The organism is Hyunsoonleella aestuarii, assembly GCF_006148925.1.
Classification (GTDB): Bacteria; Bacteroidota; Bacteroidia; order Flavobacteriales; family Flavobacteriaceae; genus Algibacter_D; species Algibacter_D aestuarii.
The window spans coordinates 62,679-83,294 of the sequence record NZ_VAWB01000003.1 but is presented as its reverse complement, the minus strand read 5'-3'; the positions used below and the strand labels follow the sequence as shown (position 1 = coordinate 83,294).

Here is a 20,616-nt window from a genome sequence, read left to right as displayed (position 1 = left end):
TTGACCTATACAAATCGAATTATAAAATGAACATTCAACACAATAAATAAAATATTATGAGTAAAATTATTGGAATCGATTTAGGAACAACCAACTCTTGCGTTTCTGTGATGGAAGGTAACGAACCTGTTGTAATCCCAAACGCAGAAGGTAAGCGTACTACGCCATCGGTAATTGCATTTGTAGAGGGAGGAGAGATTAAAGTTGGTGACCCTGCAAAAAGACAAGCGGTAACAAACCCAACTAAAACGGTTTATTCTATTAAACGTTTTATGGGTAATAAATATTCTGAGTCTAAAAACGAAGCAGAACGTGTACCATATAAAGTAGTTAAAGGTGATAATGACACGCCTAGAGTTGATATAGAGGGTAGATTATACACGCCTCAAGAATTATCTGCTATGATTCTTCAAAAAATGAAGAAAACAGCTGAAGATTATTTAGGAGCTGATGTAAGTCGTGCAGTAATTACTGTTCCAGCTTACTTTAACGATTCTCAACGTCAAGCTACTAAAGAAGCTGGAGAAATTGCAGGTTTAAAAGTAGAAAGAATTATTAATGAGCCTACCGCTGCTGCTTTAGCTTACGGTATGGATAAAAAAGGTACGGACCAAAAGATAGTTGTTTTTGACTTTGGTGGTGGTACACATGATGTATCTATTCTTGAATTGGGCGACGGTGTATTTGAAGTATTATCTACAGATGGAGATACACACTTAGGTGGTGACGATGTTGATGAAAAAATCATTAACTGGTTAGCTGATGAGTTTAAGGCTGAAGAGTCTATGGATTTAAGACAAGATCCTATGTCACTTCAACGTTTAAAAGAAGCTGCTGAAAAAGCTAAAATTGAGTTATCATCTTCTGCACAAACAGAGATTAACTTACCATATATAACGGCTACTGCAAGTGGACCAAAACACTTAGTGCGCACTTTAACACGTTCTAAATTCGAACAATTAATCGACGATTTAGTAAAACGTACTATTGAGCCATGTAATTCTGCTTTAAAAGCTGCTGGTTTAAGTAAAAGTGATATTGATGAAGTTATTTTAGTAGGTGGTTCTACGCGTATCCCTGCAGTACAGACTGCTGTTGAGAAATTCTTTGGAAAGGCACCAAGTAAAGGTGTTAACCCAGACGAAGTTGTTTCTTTAGGGGCAGGAATCCAGGGAGGTGTATTAACTGGTGATGTTAAAGATGTATTATTACTTGATGTAACACCGTTATCTCTTGGTATTGAAACTATGGGTAACGTATTTACAAAGCTTATTGAGGCGAATACTACCATTCCTACTAAGAAATCGCAAGTATTTTCTACAGCTGCTGATAATCAACCATCTGTTGAGATTCACGTATTGCAAGGTGAACGCGCTATGGCGGCAGATAACAAAACTATTGGACGTTTCCATTTGGATGGTATTCCACCAGCAAGACGTGGTACACCGCAAATTGAGGTTACGTTTGATATTGATGCTAATGGTATTATTAAAGTATCTGCAGAAGATAAAGCAACAGGTAAAAAACAAGATATTAGAATTGAAGCATCTTCTGGTTTAACTGAAGAAGAAATCGAGAAAATGAAAGCTGATGCTGAAGCAAATGCTGAAGCAGATAAAGCTGCAGCTGAACAAGCTCAAAAATTGAATGAAGCAGATTCTATGATTTTCCAAACGGAAAAACAATTAGAAGAGTTTGGTGATAAATTATCTGATGATAAAAAGAAACCAATCGAGGAAGCTTTAGAAGAGTTGAAGAAAGCTTATGAGTCTAAAGACTTAGCAGTTATTACTCCAGCTTTAGACAAAATAAACGAAGCTTGGAAAGTTGCTTCTGAAGAAATGTACAAAGCACAAGCTGAAGCCCAACAAGCAGGTGGTGATGCACAACCTGGACCAGATGCTAGTCAAAACGGACAGGCTGAAGGTAGTGACGTTGAAGATGTTGATTTTGAGGAAGTGAAGTAAGTTCTATTCTTTACTTATTAATTAAAATTAAAAAAAACACAACCATTATTTTGGTTGTGTTTTTTTATTTATAAACATTTTGTTTATTATTAATGCATGAGGAAAAGTAACTGCAGCTATGAAAGAAAAGAAAATAGCATAAAATATCTTTTCTTCTTTGAAAATAAAATATACAATTAATATTCCTATTAAAGATAAGAGCCAATAAGGAATTGCCTTTAAACAGTAACTGCTTACATTTTTCTTATTGAAAGCTCCATAAATAAAAGTTACTTGTTCAAAAAGTGATGGAATACTATGCCAGAAGACAAAATAGATTGTGAATCCCCATATTAAAGTTGACACTTTAAAAATTATTGCAAAGATTAATAATAGAAATAATTCTATAATTATAGTTTTTTGGAAAGAGGAAAATTTTAAAAAAAAGAATGTGGTTAAAGAAATAAAAACGAAGCAATTAAATGCAAAAGAATAAATAATAAGGTCCTTAGATATAGTATAGCCTGATATAGAAAAAACAACTTCAATAACATCGTCAGTATTTAATATAAATAATAGGTGCAGTAATAACAACCCGTAAATAAGATAATATATGTCTTTTACTATTTTCGAAATATTTGACAATTTACCTTCCCAATGTTGTTCTCCAAAATGATAAGCGCTCAACATAATAAATAAAATTAAACCAACTAATGGAAAAAAATAGAATATAATAACAGCAGATAGAACAGTGAGCAAATAAGTAACCAAAACTTTAAAAAAAGAATATTTTTCTTTTTTGGTAGTAATCGAATTAATAAGTAAGATATCATTCGAACCATGTAAAATACCAAACGAAAAAATTAAAATAAACCCAAAAATAATTTCGAGTTTTCCTGAGACCATAGAAGATATCCATAATCCTAAAAAACTTAACACAATTGATAAATTATAAATTTTAGTCATATAAAATTATGAATATAATCTATTTAAAGTTAAATATTTAGCAAAAATACATTTATTTTGTTTAACTTTTATTATATTTGTTTAAACAAAAAATAATCATCAAAATAATTATTATGAAAAATTTAGTGTTATTATCGGACATTACGTCTAAAATGGATCCAACAGACTATATTGGTTTCACCTTCTTTGTTGGCTGTATGGCAATGATGGCGGCATCAGCCTTTTTCTTTTTATCACTTAGTCAATTTGATAAAAAATGGAGAACTTCGGTATTAGTTTCTGGACTAATTACGTTTATTGCAGCAGTTCATTATTTCTATATGAGAGATTATTGGGCTGCTAATATGGAGTCACCAACATTTTTTAGATATGTTGATTGGATTCTAACTGTACCATTAATGTGTGTAGAGTTTTATTTAATTTTAAAGGTTGCTGGAGCCAAACCTTCTTTAATGTGGAAAATGATTGGCTTGTCTGTAGTTATGTTAGTTACTGGATACTTCGGTGAGGCGGTATATCCTGCAAGTGCAGCGCTTTGGGGAGGAATATCAGGATTAGCTTATTTTGTCATTGTATATGAAATCTGGATAGGTGGAGCTAAAAAATTAGCAGTAGCTGCTGGTGGAGAAATTTTAAAAGCTCACAAAATATTATGCTGGTTTGTATTAGTGGGTTGGGCAATTTATCCATTAGGCTATATGTTGGGTACAGATGGTTGGTACTCTAGCATATTAGGTTCAGGAAGTGTAGACGTAGTTTATAATATTGCTGATGCCATTAACAAAATTGGTTTTGGTTTAGTAATTTATGCTTTAGCTGTTAAAAAACAAGATGCCATTGCTTAATTTGGATCAAGATCTTCAATTAAAGCGCATTCATTAATTTGGATGCGCTTTTTTGTTTCAAACAGTTACTTTTGCACTAAATATAATGTATGACCTTTTCATCAAAAATAAAATCAAATTACCAACCCAAACGCTTAGCAGTAAAACTAAATGCTAAAGGTGAGCAATTTGTTGTGAAAGGACATCCCTGGGTGTTTTCAAATAACATCGCAAAGATTAACGATGATGCCAAGACAGGAGACTTAGCCATTGTTTTCAGTAAGAATAAAAATCGCGTTGTTGGGCTGGGATTATATGATGGAAATTCACCAATTCGCATTAAGATGCTGCACTCAGGCAATGAAAAAGTTGAAATTAATGCAGTATTCTTTCAAAGAAAAATAAAAGAAGCTTTTGAAAAAAGAAATTACTTATTAAAAACCAATACTAATAGTTATCGTCTAATTTTTGGAGAAAACGATGGGTTTCCCGGATTAATAGCCGATGTATATGCATCTGTTTTAGTCGTTAAGATTTATTCAGAAATATGGTTACCTTATATAGAAATAATTATTCCTAGTTTGCAACAAACCTCTAAAGCAGAAGCGGTAGTTATTAGATTAAGTAGAGGTTTAGAAAATTCAAAAGCACACCAACTTAAAAATGGCGAGGTCGTTTATGGAACTCTTGAAAAAGAAGTTGTAGAATTTGTTGAACATGGTATTAATTTTTCAGCGAATGTTATAAAAGGTCATAAAACAGGATATTTTTTAGATCATCGAGCCAATAGAAAGCAAGTTGGCGAGTTGAGTAAAGGCAAAACAGTACTAGATATTTTTTCTTATGCTGGTGGATTCTCAGTTCATGCTTTAGCAAACGGTGCTAAAGAAGTGACAAGTTTAGACATAAGTAAACAAGCTCTAGAAATAGCTATTCAAAATGGAAAGTTAAATATTTATAAAGGAATCCATAAAACCATAGCAGGTGACGCTTTTGAAGTGCTCAACAAATTAATCAAAAGAAAGGTGACCTTCGATATTGTTGTTATAGATCCACCAAGTTTTGCAAAACAAGCTTCAGAAATAGAATTAGCTAAAAAGAAGTATACTCAACTGGCCGAATTGGGATGCAGATTGACCGCCAAAAACGGATTATTGGTTTTAGCTTCTTGTTCATCTAGAGTCTTAGCTGATGATTTTTTAGAGATTAATTATCAAAGTTTAGCTTCTTCAAATAGACGTTTCCAGCTTGTCTTAACAACACAGCATGATTCAGATCATCCTATTTCATTTCCAGAAGGTGCGTATTTAAAATGTGGCTATTATCGCTTTATTAATGAGAGATAGTCTTTAATATATAATTAAAGAAAGTGCAATCAAATCAATAATTGCACTTTTTAAGATTATTATTTAAAATTTTTAAAAATTACATAAAATTACCATCCTCTGTTAATTTTACTCTCATAGTTTTCTCACCGTTTTTAAGTTTTACTTTATATTCCTTAGAAACTTTTTCATTCTTACTATGATAATTTACTAGATAAACATCTTTTTCTAAAGACCAATTAGGAAATCTTTTATAAACAGCCTCTCTAACACTTTTAGGTAATTTTATATTTTTAAATTTTTCAATCGTTCTTATAATCTTACCATTCTTGTCATATGCAGCTAATATTTTTCCATCAGGAATAAAAAAGGATACGGTATAAGTTTCATATTCATCACCATAGAGTTCTGAATTTTTTAAATCGTACATAGCTACTTGTTCTTGCAGCATTTGTACAGATAGGTCGATTTCTTCATTTTCAACAGCATTTAGATATTTATAATTCACCGCTGTTATTACGACTTCAGGGAGTTGATTCTCAATTTGAGAATACACCCCAAATGTCAAACAAAAAATAATTAGACTTAAAATTGATTTTTTCATGATATTAAGGTTTTAAGATTAATAAGAATAAAATATGATTTTTATAACATGCTCACAATGATATCTATCAGTTCTAGAGGGTTACATCATCATTTTTAGTTTTTATGAAAGTTACTATTAGTTAATGCATATGGAATTAAATGGCATACAGAAATGATCTTATATAGACTTTTCAGGATTGGTTATTCATACATTTAATTTATAAAGTGTTTGTAATTTTATTTGTTAGTTATTATGCACGCATAATAGTTTGTTATATTTGTTATATTTGTTGAAACCAATTTTTAACGATGATAACAAAACTAACAGAACTTCTTAAAATAAAACACCCAATTATACAAGCTCCAATGTTTTTGGTTTCAAATGTTTCAATGGTTAAAGAGGCCATGTATGGGGGTATCGCCGGTTGTATCCCAGCTTTAAACTATAGAACTTTAGATGAACTTCGCGTGGCATTACGTGAATTAAATGCAGCAAAACCAGAAGGCGGATCTTTTGGATTTAATTTAATTGTGAATAAATCCAACGTAAAATATAAAGGCCAATTAGAAGTTATCTGTGAGGAAGGCTGTGATTTTATTATTACTTCATTAGGAAGCCCCGAAGAAACTATAAAACAAGCACATAAAGTGGGTATTAAAGTCTTTTGTGATGTGGTCGATCTTAAATTTGCTCAAAAAGTTGAAGCCCTAGGTGCAGACGCTATTATCGCAGTTAATAATGAAGCTGGTGGACATAGAGGGAGTCTATCTCCAGAAGATTTATTAAAAGAGTTAAGTTCTAAATGTAGTATACCTGTTATTTCGGCAGGCGGTGTAGGTTGTAAAGCCGATATTGATGAAATGCTTAGTTTTGGAGCAGAAGGAGTTTCGGTAGGGAGTCCCTTTATTGCCTCTCTTGAAGCTAATGTAACCGAAGAATATAAACAAGCCTGCGTAGATTATGGTGCAAAAGACATTGTAATGACAGAACGAATCTCTGGTACGCCATGTACTGTTATTAACACACCATACGTTCAAAAAATCGGAACTAAACAAACTTGGTTAGAATCTATTTTAAACAAAAATAAGAAGCTCAAAAAATGGGTAAAAATGATTCGCTTTTCAATAGGTATGAATGCCACCAAAAATGCAGCAACTAAAGCGACCTATAAAACGGTTTGGGTTGCGGGACCAAGTATTGAGCATACTAAGGCCATACTTCCAGTAAAGGAAATAATCAGAAAATTAATTCAATAATTTTCTAGTAATTTTAGAAAATGAAAATTATCAGTCAAGAACAACTTCGCAAATTATACGGGTACCCTAAGGGAAGAGCTAAAGACAAAGTTTTAACAAAACTTGAAAAACATGCAATAAACTTTATTGAAACGTCTCCATTTTTAGTCATGTCTAGTTCTAGTGAAGCAGGTAAGCAAGACGCTTCTCCCAGAGGAGGAAGTACGGGTTTTGTTAAGATTTTAGATGATAATACACTAATAATTCCGGATGCAAAAGGTAATAACAGAGTTGATAGTATTTCTAATATTATCGAAACAGGTCGCATTGGATTGCTGTTTTTAATTCCTGGAATTAACGAAACTTTGCGCATTAATGGTAGTGCTTATCTTTCTTCAGATCCTACATATTTAAAGTTGTTTTCAGAAGAACAAAACCCACCCATAGCATGCATTCATGTTACGGTAGAAGAATCATTTCTGCATTGTGCCAAGGCCTTTATGCGCTCTAAACTATGGGATATATCTGCACAAATTAATAAAGATAACTTTCCAACAATTGGAAAAATGCTTAATGACCAATTAGGCACCAATAAAGAGCCCGAAACCAGGGAAGATATGGAAAAAAGGTACTCCAGAGACTTATAGAATTTGCTGTTAAGATTTTAAAGCAATATCTTTTAATCTATTATAAAGGTTTAGCTCTTCGCTAAATATTAAGGAATCGTGTTAAAGTCACGAGCTGTCGCGCAACTGTAAGTAATGCAAATTACAAGCCAGATACTTGCCTTTAAATATTAACCATGTGCTTTCGCGATTTGAAGCCAGGTCAAGATATATTATTGCAATATATTAGTGTATATTATTTACACCAAATTGGCTTCATTCGTACTGCACTTTAAAAAATGAAGCTATGACAATCAAACAAGCACCCTTAAAATGTTGGGATATTTATGGAATGTTTTTGGTAAACCAAGCAAAACATTTCAATAAGCAGCAAGAAATTGAGGTTTTAAATACCTATAAGAAAGAATTTGGATGGGTTTTTAACATTGAAGAATTAATTACCAATAACGATTTTGAAGCAATCATATTAACGAATAAACAGCAACAGATTGAATGGGTTAATAAAGGTTTTACTAAAATGATAGGGTATCCAGCCAATTATGCTGAAGGTAAACATCCTAGTTTTTTACAAGGTAAGAATACCACACAAGCTTCGTTAGAATCAATAAGAGCTAACCTTGCGAAAGGCAGACCATTTAAGACTTCAATAATTAATTACAAAAAGAATGGAGACGCCTATAATTGCCACTTAGATATATATCCATTAAAAGATAGAAACAATAACCTATTACATCTTTTGGCTTTAGAAAAACGGATAAAAATGTGACTTGCTATAACATGGCCCTTTTCAAAACTAGCGAGAAATTAAGAGGAAGTGTTTGGAAGAATAATGTCGAATACTTCAAATCAATTATTTATAAATGGTTCAAAATTACCATTGAACGGTTTTTTTACACACTTCGTCTTTTTGTTTAATTAAAATACGAAAAAATTAAACAAAATTAATTATGTTTGACAAATATTAATAAAAGTTAAACAAAATGTAATGAAGACACAGTTATTTAAAACCAGACGCCCAAATCATTTTAACTTACCTATTCTTGTTTTTGCTCTTGTTTTATTTACCTATTCTTGTAGTAATGAAGATACAGAAGTTGTAGAAATCGAAGCGGAAGGACCTTCTATAGTAGAGCTATTAGAATCTTTCAATCAAGGCGGAGCAACATCTAAAAGTTCGAATAGCAAGTCTTCAGACTACGAGCCAACATTCGAAGTTTTAAGCAAAGCTTTAGCTAGAACAAAATTAGCAAGTACGGTATCAAGAAACCGTTTAACTGTTTTTGCACCTACTGACAAAGCCTTTGCTGAGTTAGGTTTAACTACAAAAAATATAACAACGGTTGATAATTTAGCTGAAATCTTATTGTACCATGTTGTTGGGATGCCAGTGTATAGTTTTCAATTAGAAAACGGCCCTGTAGGAACTGCAAATGGAGCAGAAGTAATAATAAATATAGATAATGGCGTATTAGTTAATAATGCTAATGTTACTATGGCCGATTTAAAAGCTAGAAATGGTGTAGTACATGTTATAGATAATGTTTTATTTCCACCAACTATGAGTATTGCTGGAATCGCAGATACTAATGACAATTTTTCAATCTTATACGATGCTGTTGCAAAAGCAGGCCTTGGAGGTACATTAACTACTGGAGGACCATTTACAGTGTTTGCTCCAACAAACCAGGCGTTTATAGATTTATTAGAGGCATCTGAAGATTTTAATAGTCTAGATGATATTCCTGTTGATTTACTAAAGCAGATATTATTATATCATGTTGTAAATGGTTATGTTTTTAGTAACCAGTTAAGTGATGGTTTTGTTCCAACTTTAAATGGAGCTGCGGTTCAGGTAGATTTAGCTTCAGGTGTTATGATTAATGATGCAGACGTGATTGCTGCTAATGTTCAAGCTACCAACGGTGTAATACATGGCATTAATAAGGTATTAATGCCACCAACTATGAATTTAGTAGGTACAGCTTCTAGTTTTGCTCCTGAGTTTTCAGTATTGATTGCGGCGGCAACTAAAGCAGGTTTAGCTGGTGTACTATCAGGTGATGGGCCTTATGAGCAACTAACAGTATTTGCGCCTACAAATCAAGCCTTTTTAAATTTCTTAGATGAATCTGAAGATTATGACTCTTTAGATGACTTCGATACGGAGGAAGATATTGCACTGTTAACAAGTATTTTATTATACCATGTTGCAGAAGGGCGCATATATTCAAGTGATTTATCTGATGGGTCAGTAAATACACTTGGAGGTTCATTCGACTTATCTGGATTAGGAATAACAACATCAAGCATGGGAACAGCAAGTTTAGATCCTAGTCTTTTAAACGTACAAGCTACCAATGGCGTAATCCATGTTTTGGATGCTGTTTTAATACCATAAATGATATACAATCAATTGAAAAAGAAAAAGAAAATTATTAGTTAGTTTAGTTAGTTAGTTTGGTTGGTTGAAAAAGGGGTATGACAATTCTACAAAGTCATATCCCTTTTCTTATATGCATTATTCAGAATAGATCTTATTTTCTTGTTCTGCAACACGGATAAATGTAGTTCGTTTTGTAAGCTCTTTAAGTCTCGCAGCACCAACATAGGTGCATGTACTTCGCAATCCACCTAAAATATCCTGAATAGTTGATTCTACTTCACCCTTATAAGGCACTTCAACAGTTTTTCCTTCACTAGCGCGGTAATCTGCAACACCACCAACATGTTTTTCCATAGCGGTCGCAGAACTCATACCATAAAACTTTCTATAGGGTAATCCGTTATGTTCGATAATTTCACCGCCACTTTCATCATGTCCAGAAAGCATACCTCCAAGCATCACAAAATCGGCTCCTGCTCCAAAAGCTTTAGCGATATCTCCTGGTGAAGAACAACCTCCATCACTAACGATTTGTCCGCCTAATCCATGAGCGGCATCAGAACATTCAATTATTGCCGAAAGTTGTGGATAGCCAACACCTGTTTTAACCCTTGTAGTGCAAACCGAACCAGGACCAATACCAACTTTGACAATATCGGCTCCCGATAGTAAAAGTTCTTCTACCATTTCACCCGTTACTACATTGCCAGCAATAATGACCTTATTTGGATATTGATCACGAGTACGCTTAACAAACTCTGCAAAGTATTCAGAATAGCCGTTGGCGACATCTATGCATATAAATTTTAATGCAGGATTTGATTCAAATATAATTCCTAACTTTTTAGAATCCTCTTTTCCAATACCCGTACTAACAGCTATATAATCTAATATATCATCTGATTGACTAGCTAAAAATAAATTCCATTCTTCTATAGAATAATGCTTGTGAATAGCTGTAAACAATCCATTTTTAGAAAGTGCTTTTGCCATTTCAAACGTGCCAACAGTATCCATATTAGCTGCCATAATAGGAATGCCTTTCCATGTTATTGGGCTATGTAAAAATTTAAACTCACGTACCAAATTTACTTGCGATCTACTTTTTAAGGTAGATCGTTTTGGGCGTATCATAACATCTTTAAACCCTAATTTTATATCATATTCAATGCGCATATTAAAGTATTTAAATAATAGTCCTATAAAACTAACTTTTTTGATTGGGTAAAAAAAGAAAAATTATGGCTTTAATTGATGAGTCTAAATTGCGTAATTAAGAGATGGCTATAACACTGATTTCAACGTTTACATCTTTTGGTAATCGAGCAACTTGAACGGTTTCTCGTGCGGGAGCATAAGTATCATTAAAGTAGTTGCCATATACTTCATTAATTGAAGAGAAATTATCCATATTACTTATAAAAATTGAAGATTTTATTACATTAGAAAAATCTAAATCAGCTGCTTCTAAAACGGCTTTTAGGTTTTCCATGACTTGTGTAGTTTCATTTTTAATATTATCAATAACCAGATTTCCAGTAACTGGATTTATGGCAATTTGACCAGAAGTATACAATGTGTTATTAACTAAAACTGCTTGGTTATAAGGACCAATTGGTGCGGGTGCGTTACAAGTGTTTATTATTTTTTTCATATTAATTAATATTAAAGCTGCTGGTCTGGCTGCCTTCTTTGTTCGTATTTTAAATCTTGCAGGATACTTGATTTTATTCCAATAAAGAAATTCCAAGAACTTCTAGCGCTAAAAGGAACCCAACTAAAACTCATTCGCCAACTCAATAAGTCGCGTTCAAATCTTAGTTGTGTAAAGGTAAAACCATTATCCTTTAAATCATAACCAGATGAGGCACCAACAGACCATTTTGGGGAAAGTTCGACATCACCAGAAAACATAAGAGAATGTGATGAAATTTCGTTCTGCCTTCTCGTATTATTGTAATTAACAGCATAGGCCAAGCGTAAACTCCAAGGTACTTTATAATTATATAATTCACTTGGTTTTTCTTCTTCATCATCATCCTGTCCGTCACGTCCAATTTGTTGATTGGCAAAATCTAAATTTTTGGGGAGCACGTCTTCAGGTCTGTTGTTTCTTTGATTATCACTTTTGTCTTTGCTTCCTTTACTTGATAAAGAATAACTCATAGTCAAGTTAGCACTTGTTAGCCTAAATAGACTTCCACCATTGTCTATGTTGAATTTATCTATTCGTTGGTTATTATTGTCAAGTGCATAGGGGTCGAGTGTAGCACCAAAGTTGACACTCATTTTATTATCAAAGAATTGAGTGCCACCAGTCATTCTAACAGGACTCCATTGGAGTGAATCACCTGCAAAATTATAGGATGTTGAAAAATTTAAGTTATTAAGCAAAATAATTTTTTTAGGCTCTGTGGCTGTACTATCCCTATCTCTTACTTTAGCCTCTAGATTATTTGAAACCGAAATACCCATGGAACTAGAAAAGGTATTACTAGGTCTTCCAAATATACTTTGTTCAAACCTTGTAAATTCAACTTCGCCTTCGGTTTGTCCGTCTGCGTTAACAACTTCAACAGTATCATAATATCTGTCAAAAGCAGGATTGATATTATAACTTATAGAAGGACGCATAACGTGCCTGATGGCCTTTATTCTTTTATCTTGACCTTCCTTTTCAAAAGTATACATACCATAAATGGTTGTACCTAGGCTAGTACTGAAGTTGTAGGTTCTAAAAGAATCAAAACCGTTAATAGTATCTGTAACAATTTCTTGTCTTTCTTGATCGTAAGTTTTGTCAATGGTTTTAAAAGTCCACACTTCATTATAATTAGTATTAGCAGTCAAACTAAAATGTTTGAAAACTTTGAAATTTGTGCTAATAGGTATAGTATGCTGAAAACCAGCTTTGGCGTCATCAAACATTTCCTTTTTGAAAAACAATGAATCTGAAGTTTGAATTCTATTTTCCCCCCTCAAATTATATTGAAGATTTATATTTTGTATAATACCTTTATTACTTCCTGTTTTAGATCCAAAAGGAAATATTCTACCAACACTACCTTGAAAGGTTGGCAAAGTCATATTAATTTGTTCGGTTTGCGTATTCTGTGAATGCGTTGCCGTAACACTAAAATTAACTTGAGGCTCGCCTTGAAATGTTTTAGAATATGATACTGATGACGCCAGCGTATTATTTAAAAAATTACCAGTATTTATTTGGTTTAAAGAAGATCGGTAATATGTACTACTACCTAAATTAACAGAAGCCGAAAATCGAGAGTTTGGATTTGCCTTATTATCTTGACTATGTGACCAACGTAAGTTATAAATAGTATTTTTGGCATAATCTGGAAACCCGCGTTCACTTGTAATCAGGTTTTCATACCTAAACCCAAGGTTACCTCTAAACTTATAGCGCACCGCATAGGTGTTTTCTGCGCGCAATCCATAACTTCCATTGGTATAGTAATCGCCAAAAACTGCTAAATCAAAGTAATCGCTTATAGCAAAATAATAACCACCATTTTGCAAAAAATAACCACGGTCATTTTGTTCTCCAAAACTAGGAATAATTATTCCCGACGTTTTCTTTTCAGTCTGAGGAAAGAATCCAAATGGTAATCCTATTGGTGTTGGTACATCATAAATAAAAAGATTTGCAAGACCGGTAACTATTTTCTTTCCTGGAACCACCTTAGCCTTTCTAAGTTTAATATAGTATTCAGGGTCTTCTAAGTCTTCAGCAGTCGTATATTTTGCATTTTTGATAAAGTAAACAGAATCATTTTCTCTTTTAGTGATACTAGCAATAACCGTTCCTTCGCCTTGTTCTGAAACAGAATTATAGATAAGTGCTTTTTCGGTTTCGGTATTGAATAAAATAGAGTCTGGTTCAACAACATTTCCAGCTTGATTAAATATTGGCGATTGCGTATAGCCAGTACTATCTTTAATACCCTTGGCATAAACTTCATTTTTACTATAATCAATAGTTATATTTCCAGCTTTTATATTCATATCACCATAATCAATTTCGGCTTCATTGAATAAATATAGTTTTTGCTCTTTCTTATTAAAAGAGGTATAATCTTTAGCTTTGTATTTTACAATAAACTCAAGTAAACTCTTTTTAGGCTTAATAGAATCAGAAACCGTAGAATCTTGAATTTGTTCAGTGAATTCTTGAATATTAATAATGCTATCTCTCGAAACAACCAAACTATCTTTTTCATTTATATTTGGTCTTATAACATTTGGCTTATTTGGTATGTCTTGAGAGAAGCCAAACATGTTAATAAACACGGTAAAACTTAAGGCAAAAAGTATTTTAAACTTGTTTGTGTGCAACGCTTTTAATGTATTTTTGTAAAAGTATGGCTCGGTTTTTGAAAAGCCAAAATTACATATATTTTTCTGGGATTAATTTATTATTAATTAAAATTTTAAAATTAAGCCTGTGCTCAACTTGATTGAATAATAAACCAAGTTTTTCGACGTTAATTATGGTTGATAAATTTTATTCATTTGTAATTAAAGGTAAGTGATTAAAAAAAATAGTATCTAACACATGAAAACGATTAACTTATTACGTTTCGTATTTATTATAATAGTATTAACGTTTTTATCTTTTGATGTTCCTAATGCTAAGGATCAAAACGAAAAATTTATAATAGTTTTAGATGCGGGTCATGGAGGTAAAGACCCTGGGAACTTAGGGAATGGTTATAGAGAAAAGGATATTGCTTTAAAAATAGCTTTGGAAGTTGGAAAAGAACTGGAAAAGAATCCAGATATTGAAGTTGTTTACACACGTAAAACAGATGTTTTTGTTGATTTATTTGTTAGAGGGAAAATTGCTAATAAAATGAAAGCCGATTTATTTGTTTCAATTCATTGCGATTCACATCATACACAAGCTTATGGCGCCGGAACTTTTGTATTAGGAACTCATAGAAATGAAACTAATTTTGAAGTTGCTAAAAAAGAGAACTCTGTTATTTTTCTTGAAAGCGATTATGAAAAAAACTATGATGGATTTGATCCTAATTCACCAAAATCTGTTTTGGGATTAACATTAGCTCAAGAGGAGTATTTAGATCAAAGCATAGAGCTTGCAAGTTTAATTCAAAATAATTTTGCAAATAAGTTAAAGCGTAAAAACAGAAATGTAAAACAAGCTGGATTTATTGTTTTACACCAAACTGTAATGCCTAGTGTTTTAATTGAATTAGGATTTTTAACAAATAAGAAAGAAGGTGCCTATTTAAATTCTAGTAAAGGACAAAGACAGATGTCAATAGCCATTAAGGATGCGATTCTTGAATATAAATCGTCTGTAACAGGTAATCTTAGCGATGATGTTTTTGTTAATATTGATGAATCAAATTCTTTAAACATTAAATCAGAGCGGCCTGATATTATTTATAAAATTCAAATAGCAGCAAGTTCAAAAGCTTTAGATTTAAAACCTTATAATTTTAAGGGGTTGAATAATATTTCTAGATTAAAAGAGGGTAGTCTTTATAAGTATTTTTATGGTGAATCGTCAAGTTACGAGGAAACTAAAATTTTAGAGAAAAACGCCAAAAATAAGGGGTATTCAAGTAGTTTTATTGTAGCTTTTAAGAATGGGAATAAGATAGCTTTAGCTGAAGCATTAAAAACAACTGCTAATTAAATTCATTCTTTTTAAATTTATCTTAAATTTGTTTATCTAAAGAAATTTATTTTGAAGTTATCAAAAGAAGTCAAAACCTCTATCCTCGTAATTGCAGGGATATTACTTTTCATTTTCGGATTCAATTATTTAAAAGGACAAAATTTATTAGACGCTTCTCGTACGTTTTATACGGAGTACGATAACGTAGAAGGTTTAGCCCTTTCATCTCCTGTTACAATTAGTGGTAATGTTGTAGGAAAGGTTAGTGATATTTATTTCAAAGAAGATGGTTCGGGCAAACTTATAGTAAAGTTATTAGTGGATAATGATTTTCAGTTTTCTAAAAACAGTAAAGCAGAATTGTATGAAGCTGGATTAATTGGAGGTAAAGCCATTGCTATTGTTCCGGCATTTGATAATGCAGAAAATGCTCTAAGCGATTCTACTTTAGGGGGTTCTGTAAAGGCAGGACTTAGCGAATTGGTAAATCAGCGATTAACACCATTACAAGAAAAAATTGAAACCATGATGGTTAGTGCCGATTCACTTTTAGTTAATCTTAATGATGTTTTTGATGAAAACACCAAGAATAATTTAAAATCGAGTATAGCTGGTTTGAATGAAACAATAGACTCTTTTAAAAACACGTCAACATCTTTAAATCAAGTTATAACAAATAACCAGTCTAATATTGATAGTGTTTTGATTAATGCGAAAGAGATGACTTCAGATTTATCAAAAATCACCAATTCAATTTCTAACAGTAACCTGGAGAAAACAATTAATAACCTAGAGTCTACACTTCAAAATTTCGACAAAATACTTTCAGGCCTCGAGGAAGGGAAAGGTTCAATGGGCAAACTCCTTAGTGATGAGGCACTTTATAATAATCTAAAAGATGTTTCCAAAGAAATGGAAGAGTTGTTACGCGACATAAAACTTCATCCAAAGCGCTATTTCAGAATACTTTCTAAAAAAGAGATTCCTTACAACGAAGAATAATCTAAGTAGTTTTATGGAATATTTATCTAACATACTTTTTGCTTTAATACTTCTTTTAGGAGTTGGTTATTTTACACGAAATGTAAAAAGACTTATCCGAAATATTAACCTAGGTCAAGCTGTTGATGTAAACGATAATAAATCGGAACGTTGGCGAAATATGGTAATGATTGCTCTTGGGCAAAGCAAAATGGTGCGCCGGCCAATAGCTGGTGTTTTGCATGTAGTAGTTTATATCGGCTTCATAATAATTAATATTGAAGTTCTAGAGATCATATTAGATGGTTTATTTGGAACACATAGAATTGGTTTAAAACTTCTTCCGCTTGGGGTTTATGGGTTTTTAATTGGAGCATTTGAAGTGCTTGCTTGTTTAGTATTTGTTTCGGTAATTATTTTTTGGATAAGGCGAAATGTTATAAAGCTAGCTAGGTTTTGGAAAAGTGAAATGACGAACTGGCCTAAAAATGATGGAAATATCATTCTATATTTTGAAATGGTACTCATGACCCTTTTTCTGGTTATGAATGCAACTGATGTTCATTTTCAGGCTCTAAATTCTGGTAATATTGTAAGTCAAAATATAGTGCCATTATTTGGAAGTGCTTCAGAAGGAACACTTCATATTATTGAGAGAAGTGCATGGTGGTTGCACATAGTTGGTATTTTAATATTTTTAAATTACTTATACTTCTCAAAGCATTTACATATACTTTTAGCGTTTCCAAATACGTATTATGGTAGTTTAAAACCTAAGGGAGCTTTTAATAATTTGGATTCTGTTACTAATGAAGTTAAGATGATGATGGATCCAGATGCAGATCCCTTTGCAGTACCAGCAGAAGACGCTGAGGATGAAGTGCCAGCTAAATTTGGTGCCAGTGATGTGCAAGATCTAAATTGGTTACAACTCCTAAATGCCTATACCTGTACAGAATGTGGCCGATGCACAAGTGAATGTCCTGCTAATCAAACTGGTAAAAAATTATCACCTAGAAAGATTATGATGGATACTAGGGATCGTATGGAAGAAGTGGGTAAGAATATTGATGCAAATAATGGCGAATTTAAAGAAGATGGTAAACAGTTGTTGGATGATTATATTACAAAAGAAGAGTTATGGGCATGTACTTCTTGTAATGCTTGTGTCGAAACTTGTCCGGTGAGCATAGATCCTCTATCAATTATATTAGAAATGCGTCGTTATTTGGTAATGGAGCAATCGGCTGCGCCATCAGAACTAAACAATATGATGACCAACATAGAAAACAATGGTGCACCATGGCCTTACAACCAAATGGACCGATTAAATTGGAAAAACGAATAAACTCAAAATTATGAGCGAAGTACTTAAAGTGCCTACTATGGCAGAATTCATGGCTCAAGGTAAACAACCCGAAGTTTTATTTTGGGTAGGTTGCGCAGGTAGTTTTGATGATAGAGCGAAAAAAATCACAAAAGCTTTCGTTAAATTATTGAATAAGGCAAATGTTGAATTTGCAGTTTTAGGAACAGAAGAAAGCTGTACTGGAGACCCTGCGAAACGTTCAGGAAATGAATTTTTGTTTCAAATGCAGGCAGTTACAAATATTGAAGTGCTTAATGCTTACGAAGTAAAAAAAATAGTTACAGCTTGTCCACATTGTTTTAATACAATTAAAAATGAATATCCAGGTTTGGGTGGAAATTATGAAGTAATGCATCATACTCAATTTCTTAAAAGCTTATTAGATGATGGACGTTTAACTGTTCAAGGGGGGCAATTTAAAGGTAAGCGTATTACATTTCACGATCCTTGCTACTTAGGTAGAGCAAATAATGTTTATGAAGCACCGAGAGAGCTTATTAAAAAACTTGAAGCAGAACTAGTAGAAATGAAAAACTGCAGACGAAATGGATTATGTTGTGGTGCAGGAGGGGCTCAAATGTTTAAAGAACCAGAAAAGGGAGATAAAGATGTTAATGTGGAGCGTACAGAGCAAGCTTTAGATATTAAACCAGAAATAATCGCGGCAGGTTGTCCTTTTTGTAATACCATGATGACAGATGGTGTTAAAGCGAAAGAAAAAGAAAATGATGTTGCTGTTATGGATGTGGCAGAACTTATTGCTAATGCTCAAGATTTATAATTCTATTAATTCCCATATATTCGCGAATATCTAAAAAATATGCTAGTAGATTTTAATACTTTAACGGATGAATCACGTGTTTGGATATATCAAGCCAATCGTTCTTTTACGGATCAAGAACTCGAAGAAATTAAATTAAAACTTGATACATTTATTGAAAACTGGACAGCACATGGTAGTGATTTATTATCTGGCTATAAAATTAAATATAAGCGTTTTATAGTAATTGGCTTAAATCAAAACTTAAATAAAGCTACAGGTTGTTCAATTGATTCTTCTGTTCATTTTATTCAGCAATTAGAAAAAGATTATAACGTCGATTTAATGGATAAAATGAATGTGTCTTACAAACAAGGAGAATTTGTAGCTTATAAGACATTAATGGATTTCAGAAAGATGGCAAAGGATAAAGCTATTTCAAAAAATACTATTGTGTTTAATAATTTGGTGGCTAATGTTGCTGAATTTAAAGAAAACTGGGAGGTTCCTGCAAGCGAAAGTTGGCATAGTAGGTTTATTAAATAGCACATATTTTGATTTTAGAATATCTTCTTAAAAACTTTCATATCTCATCAAGAATAATGATTTTTACGGCTTCCAAAAGTAAATAAGCAATTATGGCTAATGATATTTTCTTATTAAATATTTCAGGACAAGATAAACCAGGATTAACTTCTAGTTTAACTGGTGTTTTAGCAGAATATGGCGCAAAAGTATTGGATATAGGTCAAGCAAATATTCACGACACATTGTCTTTAGGTATTCTATTCGAAATTGCCAAAGGGAAAAAGTCAGCCGCCGTTTTAAAGGATTTATTATTTAAGGCTTATGAACTTGGTATTAAAGCTAAGTTTACGCCGATTTCTCTAGATGATTACGAGCATTGGGTGGGACTTCAAGGTAAAGATCGTTACATTGTTACTATTTTAGGCGAAAAACTTGCCGCAGAACAAATTTCTGAAGTTACCAAGATTATTTCAGAAAAGAATTTAAATATCGATTCTATAAAAAGATTAACTGGGCGTTTGTCTTTAGTTAAAGAAGAAGAATATCCAAGAGCATCAATTCAATTATCTATAAGAGGAAAGATTGAAAACAAATCTGAATTTACCGAAAAATTCATGCAGATTAGTCATGATTTAGACGTTGATATTGCCTTTCAAGAAGATAATATTTTTAGAAGAAATAGACGTTTGGTTTGTTTCGATATGGACTCTACACTTATTCAAACCGAGGTTATAGATGAATTGGCGGAACTAGCAGGAGTAGGTGATGAGGTTAAAGCGATAACCGAATCGGCAATGCAGGGTGAAATAGATTTTAATGAAAGTTTTAAGAGGAGAATGCGGCTTTTAAAAGGATTAAGAGAAGAGGTGCTTCATAATGTCGCCATTAATTTGCCAATTACTAAAGGTGCAAGACGACTCATTGATACCCTAAAAAGCTATGGCTTTAAAACAGCTATTCTTTCCGGAGGCTTTACATATTTTGGTCATTACCTTCAAAAGGAATTAGGTATAGACTATGTACATGCCAATCAATTGGAGATTAAAGATGGTTTGTTAACTGGCGGTTATTTGGGTGAAATAGTTGATGGCCAGAAAAAGGCAGAATATTTAAAAGAGATAGCTCAGAAAGAAGGTATAGATATAAGCCAAACCATTGCAGTTGGTGATGGTGCTAATGATTTACCCATGTTGAACTTGGCTGGGTTAGGAATAGCGTTTCATGCAAAACCTACTGTTAAGGATAATGCGCAAAGCTCTATATCAAGTATAGGACTAGATGGTGTATTATATTTATTGGGTTACCACGATAGACATATTGACCTAATAGAGTAGTATTTAATTGTTTTAATATTGTTTATAAGCTTCTTTATAAATCTATCTTAAAGTCTTTTTATCTTCATGCTAATTGTCTTATTTTGGC

Annotated in this window: 18 protein-coding genes; 13 read left to right on the top strand and 5 right to left on the bottom strand. The window is 32.6% G+C overall.

Going from position 1 to position 20,616, the window contains the following annotated elements:
• The first annotated feature begins 56 nt into the window (after positions 1–56).
• Positions 57–1,967, top strand: a complete 1,911-nt coding sequence (gene dnaK, locus FEF17_RS12680; RefSeq protein ID WP_139002788.1) for a molecular chaperone DnaK — start codon at positions 57–59, stop codon at positions 1,965–1,967.
• Positions 1,968–2,012: 45 nt separating this feature from the next.
• Here dnaK and FEF17_RS12675 read toward each other — a convergent pair whose 3' ends face one another.
• A complete protein-coding gene (locus FEF17_RS12675) occupies positions 2,013–2,852 on the bottom strand; it encodes a Brp/Blh family beta-carotene 15,15'-dioxygenase (protein WP_246046861.1) in 840 nt (279 codons plus the stop codon).
• 173 nt (positions 2,853–3,025) lie between these two features.
• Here FEF17_RS12675 and FEF17_RS12670 point away from each other — a divergent pair, with 173 nt between their 5' ends.
• Both FEF17_RS12670 and FEF17_RS12665 read left to right on the top strand, forming a co-directional pair.
• Complete coding sequence (locus FEF17_RS12670; RefSeq protein WP_139002786.1) at positions 3,026–3,757, top strand: bacteriorhodopsin-like; 732 nt, start codon at positions 3,026–3,028, stop codon at positions 3,755–3,757.
• A gap of 89 nt (positions 3,758–3,846) precedes the next feature.
• Positions 3,847–5,082 carry a class I SAM-dependent rRNA methyltransferase gene (locus FEF17_RS12665; RefSeq protein WP_139002785.1) on the top strand — a complete coding sequence of 412 codons (1,236 nt, stop codon included), beginning with the start codon at positions 3,847–3,849 and terminating at the stop codon, positions 5,080–5,082.
• A gap of 79 nt (positions 5,083–5,161) precedes the next feature.
• Here the strand turns inward: FEF17_RS12665 and FEF17_RS12660 are convergent, their stop codons facing one another.
• Positions 5,162–5,665, bottom strand: coding sequence for a nicotinate-nucleotide adenylyltransferase (locus FEF17_RS12660; RefSeq protein ID WP_139002784.1), 504 nt, complete (start codon positions 5,663–5,665; stop codon positions 5,162–5,164).
• Positions 5,666–5,955: 290 nt separating this feature from the next.
• Here FEF17_RS12660 and FEF17_RS12655 point away from each other — a divergent pair, with 290 nt between their 5' ends.
• The 4 genes from FEF17_RS12655 to FEF17_RS12640 all read left to right on the top strand — a co-directional run bounded on the left by FEF17_RS12655 (position 5,956) and on the right by FEF17_RS12640 (position 9,906).
• Entirely contained in the window at positions 5,956–6,903 is a 948-nt protein-coding gene (locus FEF17_RS12655) for an NAD(P)H-dependent flavin oxidoreductase (RefSeq protein ID WP_139002783.1), read from the top strand.
• A gap of 20 nt (positions 6,904–6,923) precedes the next feature.
• Entirely contained in the window at positions 6,924–7,529 is a 606-nt protein-coding gene (locus tag FEF17_RS12650; RefSeq protein WP_139002782.1) for a pyridoxamine 5'-phosphate oxidase family protein, read from the top strand.
• Between the two features lie 265 nt (positions 7,530–7,794).
• On the top strand, positions 7,795–8,274 hold the full coding sequence (locus FEF17_RS12645) for a PAS domain-containing protein (RefSeq protein ID WP_139002781.1): 480 nt from the start codon (positions 7,795–7,797) through the stop codon (positions 8,272–8,274).
• 219 nt (positions 8,275–8,493) lie between these two features.
• A complete protein-coding gene (locus FEF17_RS12640) occupies positions 8,494–9,906 on the top strand; it encodes a fasciclin domain-containing protein (protein WP_139002780.1) in 1,413 nt (470 codons plus the stop codon).
• A gap of 120 nt (positions 9,907–10,026) precedes the next feature.
• Here the strand turns inward: FEF17_RS12640 and FEF17_RS12635 are convergent, their stop codons facing one another.
• From FEF17_RS12635 to FEF17_RS12625, 3 genes are all read right to left on the bottom strand, one after another.
• Positions 10,027–11,067, bottom strand: a complete 1,041-nt coding sequence (locus tag FEF17_RS12635; protein WP_139002779.1) for a GMP reductase — start codon at positions 11,065–11,067, stop codon at positions 10,027–10,029.
• 97 nt (positions 11,068–11,164) lie between these two features.
• On the bottom strand, positions 11,165–11,545 hold the full coding sequence (locus FEF17_RS12630; RefSeq protein ID WP_139002778.1) for a RidA family protein: 381 nt from the start codon (positions 11,543–11,545) through the stop codon (positions 11,165–11,167).
• An 11-nt stretch (positions 11,546–11,556) separates the two neighbouring features.
• Entirely contained in the window at positions 11,557–14,187 is a 2,631-nt protein-coding gene (locus FEF17_RS12625) for a putative LPS assembly protein LptD (protein ID WP_139003039.1), read from the bottom strand.
• Positions 14,188–14,464: 277 nt separating this feature from the next.
• Between FEF17_RS12625 and FEF17_RS12620 the strand changes: the two genes are divergently transcribed.
• The 6 genes from FEF17_RS12620 to serB all read left to right on the top strand — a co-directional run bounded on the left by FEF17_RS12620 (position 14,465) and on the right by serB (position 20,528).
• Positions 14,465–15,574, top strand: coding sequence for an N-acetylmuramoyl-L-alanine amidase family protein (locus FEF17_RS12620; protein WP_139002777.1), 1,110 nt, complete (start codon positions 14,465–14,467; stop codon positions 15,572–15,574).
• Between the two features lie 51 nt (positions 15,575–15,625).
• Complete coding sequence (locus FEF17_RS12615) at positions 15,626–16,558, top strand: MlaD family protein (protein WP_139002776.1); 933 nt, start codon at positions 15,626–15,628, stop codon at positions 16,556–16,558.
• A 13-nt stretch (positions 16,559–16,571) separates the two neighbouring features.
• A complete protein-coding gene (locus tag FEF17_RS12610; protein WP_139002775.1) occupies positions 16,572–17,885 on the top strand; it encodes a 4Fe-4S dicluster domain-containing protein in 1,314 nt (437 codons plus the stop codon).
• A 10-nt stretch (positions 17,886–17,895) separates the two neighbouring features.
• Entirely contained in the window at positions 17,896–18,687 is a 792-nt protein-coding gene (locus tag FEF17_RS12605; RefSeq protein ID WP_139002774.1) for a (Fe-S)-binding protein, read from the top strand.
• A gap of 39 nt (positions 18,688–18,726) precedes the next feature.
• The gene (locus FEF17_RS12600; protein ID WP_139002773.1) at positions 18,727–19,212 is read left to right on the top strand and encodes an ABC transporter ATPase; all 486 of its coding nucleotides are present in this window, start codon (positions 18,727–18,729) and stop codon (positions 19,210–19,212) included.
• A 92-nt stretch (positions 19,213–19,304) separates the two neighbouring features.
• Positions 19,305–20,528 (top strand): phosphoserine phosphatase SerB, encoded by a 1,224-nt coding sequence (serB, locus tag FEF17_RS12595; RefSeq protein WP_139002772.1) that lies wholly within the window; start codon positions 19,305–19,307, stop codon positions 20,526–20,528.
• The last annotated feature ends 88 nt before the right edge of the window (positions 20,529–20,616 follow it).

Bases quoted from the DNA above. Each gene is read 5' to 3' on its own strand.
- FEF17_RS12630 (WP_139002778.1), bottom strand. From the start codon at position 11,545: ATGAAAAAAATAATAAACACTTGTAACGCACCCGCACCAATTGGTCCT.
- FEF17_RS12620 (WP_139002777.1), top strand. From the start codon at position 14,465: ATGAAAACGATTAACTTATTACGTTTCGTATTTATTATAATAGTATTA.
- FEF17_RS12650 (WP_139002782.1), top strand. From the start codon at position 6,924: ATGAAAATTATCAGTCAAGAACAACTTCGCAAATTATACGGGTACCCT.
- FEF17_RS12605 (WP_139002774.1), top strand. From the start codon at position 17,896: ATGAGCGAAGTACTTAAAGTGCCTACTATGGCAGAATTCATGGCTCAA.
- FEF17_RS12635 (WP_139002779.1), bottom strand. From the start codon at position 11,067: ATGCGCATTGAATATGATATAAAATTAGGGTTTAAAGATGTTATGATA.
- FEF17_RS12645 (WP_139002781.1), top strand. From the start codon at position 7,795: ATGACAATCAAACAAGCACCCTTAAAATGTTGGGATATTTATGGAATG.
- dnaK (WP_139002788.1), top strand. From the start codon at position 57: ATGAGTAAAATTATTGGAATCGATTTAGGAACAACCAACTCTTGCGTT.
- FEF17_RS12600 (WP_139002773.1), top strand. From the start codon at position 18,727: ATGCTAGTAGATTTTAATACTTTAACGGATGAATCACGTGTTTGGATA.
- FEF17_RS12670 (WP_139002786.1), top strand. From the start codon at position 3,026: ATGAAAAATTTAGTGTTATTATCGGACATTACGTCTAAAATGGATCCA.
- FEF17_RS12655 (WP_139002783.1), top strand. From the start codon at position 5,956: ATGATAACAAAACTAACAGAACTTCTTAAAATAAAACACCCAATTATA.
- FEF17_RS12640 (WP_139002780.1), top strand. From the start codon at position 8,494: ATGAAGACACAGTTATTTAAAACCAGACGCCCAAATCATTTTAACTTA.
- FEF17_RS12610 (WP_139002775.1), top strand. From the start codon at position 16,572: ATGGAATATTTATCTAACATACTTTTTGCTTTAATACTTCTTTTAGGA.
- serB (WP_139002772.1), top strand. From the start codon at position 19,305: ATGGCTAATGATATTTTCTTATTAAATATTTCAGGACAAGATAAACCA.
- FEF17_RS12625 (WP_139003039.1), bottom strand. From the start codon at position 14,187: ATGTTTGGCTTCTCTCAAGACATACCAAATAAGCCAAATGTTATAAGA.
- FEF17_RS12660 (WP_139002784.1), bottom strand. From the start codon at position 5,665: ATGAAAAAATCAATTTTAAGTCTAATTATTTTTTGTTTGACATTTGGG.
- FEF17_RS12675 (WP_246046861.1), bottom strand. From the start codon at position 2,852: ATGGTCTCAGGAAAACTCGAAATTATTTTTGGGTTTATTTTAATTTTT.
- FEF17_RS12665 (WP_139002785.1), top strand. From the start codon at position 3,847: ATGACCTTTTCATCAAAAATAAAATCAAATTACCAACCCAAACGCTTA.